General features: G+C 40.4%; 4 protein-coding genes. All 4 read right to left on the bottom strand.

Annotation, left to right across the window (positions count from 1 at the left end; genetic code table 11):
* Positions 1 to 87: 87 nt before the first annotated feature.
* On the bottom strand, positions 88 to 1,941 hold the full coding sequence (locus ACYVUV_RS12195; RefSeq protein ID WP_484499552.1) for a hypothetical protein: 1,854 nt from the start codon (positions 1,939 to 1,941) through the stop codon (positions 88 to 90).
* 92 nt (positions 1,942 to 2,033) lie between these two features.
* Complete coding sequence (locus ACYVUV_RS12190) at positions 2,034 to 2,606, bottom strand: hypothetical protein (RefSeq protein ID WP_484499551.1); 573 nt, start codon at positions 2,604 to 2,606, stop codon at positions 2,034 to 2,036.
* A 52-nt stretch (positions 2,607 to 2,658) separates the two neighbouring features.
* Positions 2,659 to 3,312: a hypothetical protein gene (locus tag ACYVUV_RS12185; protein WP_484499550.1), complete on the bottom strand. Its 654-nt coding sequence runs from the start codon at positions 3,310 to 3,312 to the stop codon at positions 2,659 to 2,661.
* Positions 3,313 to 3,443: 131 nt separating this feature from the next.
* Positions 3,444 to 3,704, bottom strand: coding sequence for a hypothetical protein (locus ACYVUV_RS12180; RefSeq protein ID WP_484499549.1), 261 nt, complete (start codon positions 3,702 to 3,704; stop codon positions 3,444 to 3,446).
* Positions 3,705 to 3,845 lie beyond the last annotated feature (141 nt).

The raw sequence follows: 3,845 nt of genomic DNA, 5'->3' as shown, positions 1-3,845 counted from the left end.
ATTATTTTTGTTAGCAAAGAAAAAGGATGGCAAGCAATATTCACCTTCTATTTATAGAGGCGAATGTTTTGCTTGCCATCCATGGCGTTAGAGACCATAAATGTATGGTGGTCGGTCGATTAATCTTTGAATGATTTTATAAGCTTCAGTTGGGCTAGTACGATCAAATGACGTAGTTAAAATCACTTGGCCAAGGAGTGTTTCGCCAACACCTTCCTTAGCTTCGCTTGAAAGAGCTGGGTGCTTTGCTAGCGCTTCTAAAATGTCAGCCCGAAACAGCGAAGAGTCTAATACCAATTTATCAAACTGGTATCCATCACCTACGGCAGTTTGGTCGATTTCTTCTTTTGGACCCAAAACTTTCTCGTCATTCTCAAGTGCTTTTAAAAGTTCGAGCTCAGTCTGGCGTGCCCTAATATATGTCTGTATGAAATATTTATCGGCATTCTCAACCTTCTCATTAAAGGCCTTGGCCACAATATCGAATTCGGCTAGATTTGAGTTGCCACCTGGCGAGTCTGGAGGCAGCGTATTTCGAATCTCTAAAGCGCTGGCTCTTAAAAGGTTTGACAGCTTTTCATCCATCACTGCGATATTCTCATCAATCTTTGTCCGATCTTCAAGGCTCAATTTTGAACCGCCAAGTTTCTTTTTCGATTGCTTTCCGGCCTTTTTAGACAGAGCCGAAACTTCTAAATCGGAAGAATAGCCCCATGCCTTTTTGACCTTGCTGAAGGCAGAAATAATCTGCTTCCAATATTGAACAACTTCGCCAACAGTTGTATCCGGATACAGTTGTTCAATAACTGCTCGTTCTGCATCGGTTAAAGACTTTTGATCTCTTACGCTCCCAACACGTCGAGTAGTCCCCTCTGGCATAAAAAGTGAGTCCAACATATTTGTGTCAAATCGAAACGCCGCTTCTGCGCACTTAACCAATTCATTAGCAATTTCACGGATGTCTAAGACCCGAGAATTACCAAGTGCGTTAACTACTTTTTGAAAATAAAGCTGCAACTCTGTTTTTGAAATCTTTTGACTTTCAAAATACCTTACTGTTTCTTCATCAAGTCTCGGTTCTGCACTGCCTTTATCTTGACTTTCGACCCCGAACTTTTGGCAAGCGTAATTCATTAAATCTGCCTGCATTTTAAACGGGACCTCAGTACATTCGATCAAAGCGTTAACCACATCGCGTAACGTATACTGTTTACCGTGATTGCGTAACGCTGAATTTTCCTCACCAGATACCTTTTTGTTCACCAGGACTTGCTTATATTCCAAATCGGATCTTAGCAAGCATAAGTTTTTCCCAGGAAGCTCATGAACGTGGCAGCAATCAGGATGAATAATGTCTTCAAGAACAGCACAAGCAATCTTCTTTGCTGGCTTTTTGCTCTTCTTTAACTTCTTCCACCACAATTTCTTTGCTTTTGGAAATTCGGCTTGTATCTGTGCGATTTTTTCAGCAGTAGCAGAATTTTCAAAGTCTGACTTCTCTGGAGCACGATCAAGGGAACCTAATTTAATCTCCGGAATCGAAATTTGAAGTATAAGCTTAGTGGCTGTGGGCGATAATGCTGTATTAGTCCTACTGTAGCTGACCACCTCGATTGGGCAACTGTCGTATTTTTTATGCAATTCGAAAAGCAGAAACTGGAGAGTTGGAATTAGTGCTTCTTGGCTTTCTTGGCCACGAGTAGCCAATTCATAATTAGTTGCTCCCGACTTATAAATCGGCCGAGCATTGTCAGTTCCGATTTCCCAAATGATTGGAATATCTAAAACAACTCTTTTCTCTCCAGTCTTTTTCTTAGGAGAATTATTATTTGAATTCCAATTCCATTGCCTACTCAAAGTTGGCTTTTGAGGATCCGCTTCTACTTGATCTAAGAACTCCAAAGAATGATTAGCGGCTGGAGCAACTATTGCTTTAACCACTTTGTTTTTCCCAACTTGTCCTTTGTAAAAGCCGACAACAACACCAGTTGGTCTGTTTGGCCCGCCGGGCAACTTAACGATGTCTAATAGTGTTAAATCGGGTACCCCCCCCGACTATTTCCTATCACAAATTTGTCTTTGTTATGTTTTCTCCCGAAAGCGCCAATTTGCTCGTGGGCTGACATTTCACTCGACTTTAAATTTGTCAGGTACCAAATTGCGAAAGCTGTGACGACTCTTCTATCAACTTTGCCATTTTCATCGGCTGGAATTCCAATGCTGTCAACAAATAATGGGTTGCTATGTTTAAGCTGGGTTTCTTCACGTTTATTTAGCGACTTCAAAAAAGCATTAAAATGTTTTGCCTCAACTCCCATTTGAGTTATAGCTTCGTCTTTTGTTAACAGCCGTCCCTCATCTTTTTCACGTTTGTAGCCTTCAAGCATATTGTCAACCTTTCTGACGATCTTTTCATTCAAAAAGCCATTGCCTGATGCGGATCTTTCAAAATTCTCCAGATTCTTTTTGTCACTTTCATCTATTGCCGCAAGCTCAAGACGACCACGTGCTCTCATTCTCTTGATAATGGGAACCAGCGCCCTTTTTGACTTTAAATCGTATTTTTGGACCAAATCCTCTGCGGTTTTTGCCTTATTTCCAACCATTTGTATTCCCTCATCCATCACTAAAAATGCGTTGCGCCTTTAGATTCTAAAACTAAAAGTCCCATACATCATCATCGTCACTATCGTCGCTCTCAGTATCATCGCCATCAAAGTTTGAAAAGAACGAATCCCCTTCTTCATTCTTCTTGTCTTCTTTATTTTCGAGCAAGTCATCCTTTTGATTTGAGATGTTCATTTCATCTTCTTTCGGTTCTTGACTGCTCGGAGCAATTTTCTGTGAATCATTGACTGCTTCAACGTTAGTTTCCTCTTCTTGGAAGTGCTCTGCTTGCTTGCGAATGTCCTCTTTGCTAATAGTATCTGTCGGCTTTGAGGTAGTAGTTGCATTGCTTGAATTTCGCTGCTTAGAACGCACTGCGACATTTACGCCAGCAGCACTTCCTAATACTTCAAAGTCATCAACTAAAATGCTAGTTTGATAATACACACCATGTTGCCCCTCACGTTCACGTGATGACAGGATCCCTGTAAAAAGCACAAGATCATTTGGATGCAACTGCTTTTCGGCAGTTTCTACAAGATCTTTGTTCATTAGAACTAACTCGAATGGGTCTTTCTTGTAGCGGTCTTTTTCTGACTTTTCAAGCTCTGCATCTACATGCAGAATAAGATAGTAGTGTTCAAATCGAGAAGTTACGCCTTTAATATCGATTAGCTTCCCAATCAATGAATATTGACTTGGCATGATATCCCCCTATTTTACTATTTAGAACAAATTACATTGCCATTTTAGAGGGTTGCAGACATTTTCTAAAAAAACTGGTTTTGGTGTATTTTTTGGTCAGATTGTTTTTTGAGAAAGCGCTAGCATCCGACTTATTCTATTCTACCATCCTTTACGATAGCTCGCTTCCCTGTTTCAAGATCAATTTTCAGCTGTGCTAAAGTTTCTACTCTAAACCATGAAGCATTATCCAAAAGCTCCGGCTTATGTCTCATGTTTCGAATGGTCTGATATGGAATTCCTGTAACTCTGGAAAGATCATGTAAGCTGATGTCAGGCAATTTTATCATTCGTTTTGCTGCGTCCATTTCCGCCAATCTTTCCGGAGCAATTACTACTAAAGATTTTGCCATTTTTGTTTTCCTTTCGTGTCCACGTTTTTATATTTTAATTTTAGCACCGATTAGTACTCTATGTGGTACATTGTGCTAGCAAACGAAAACGGGCTTTTCAGTTCCAAAATAGAAGAAAAAGCTACGGCAGTACACGCAAAC

This window comes from Lactobacillus sp. WILCCON 0149 (assembly GCF_057197965.1).
This window is presented reverse-complemented; position numbering and strand designations above follow the sequence as displayed.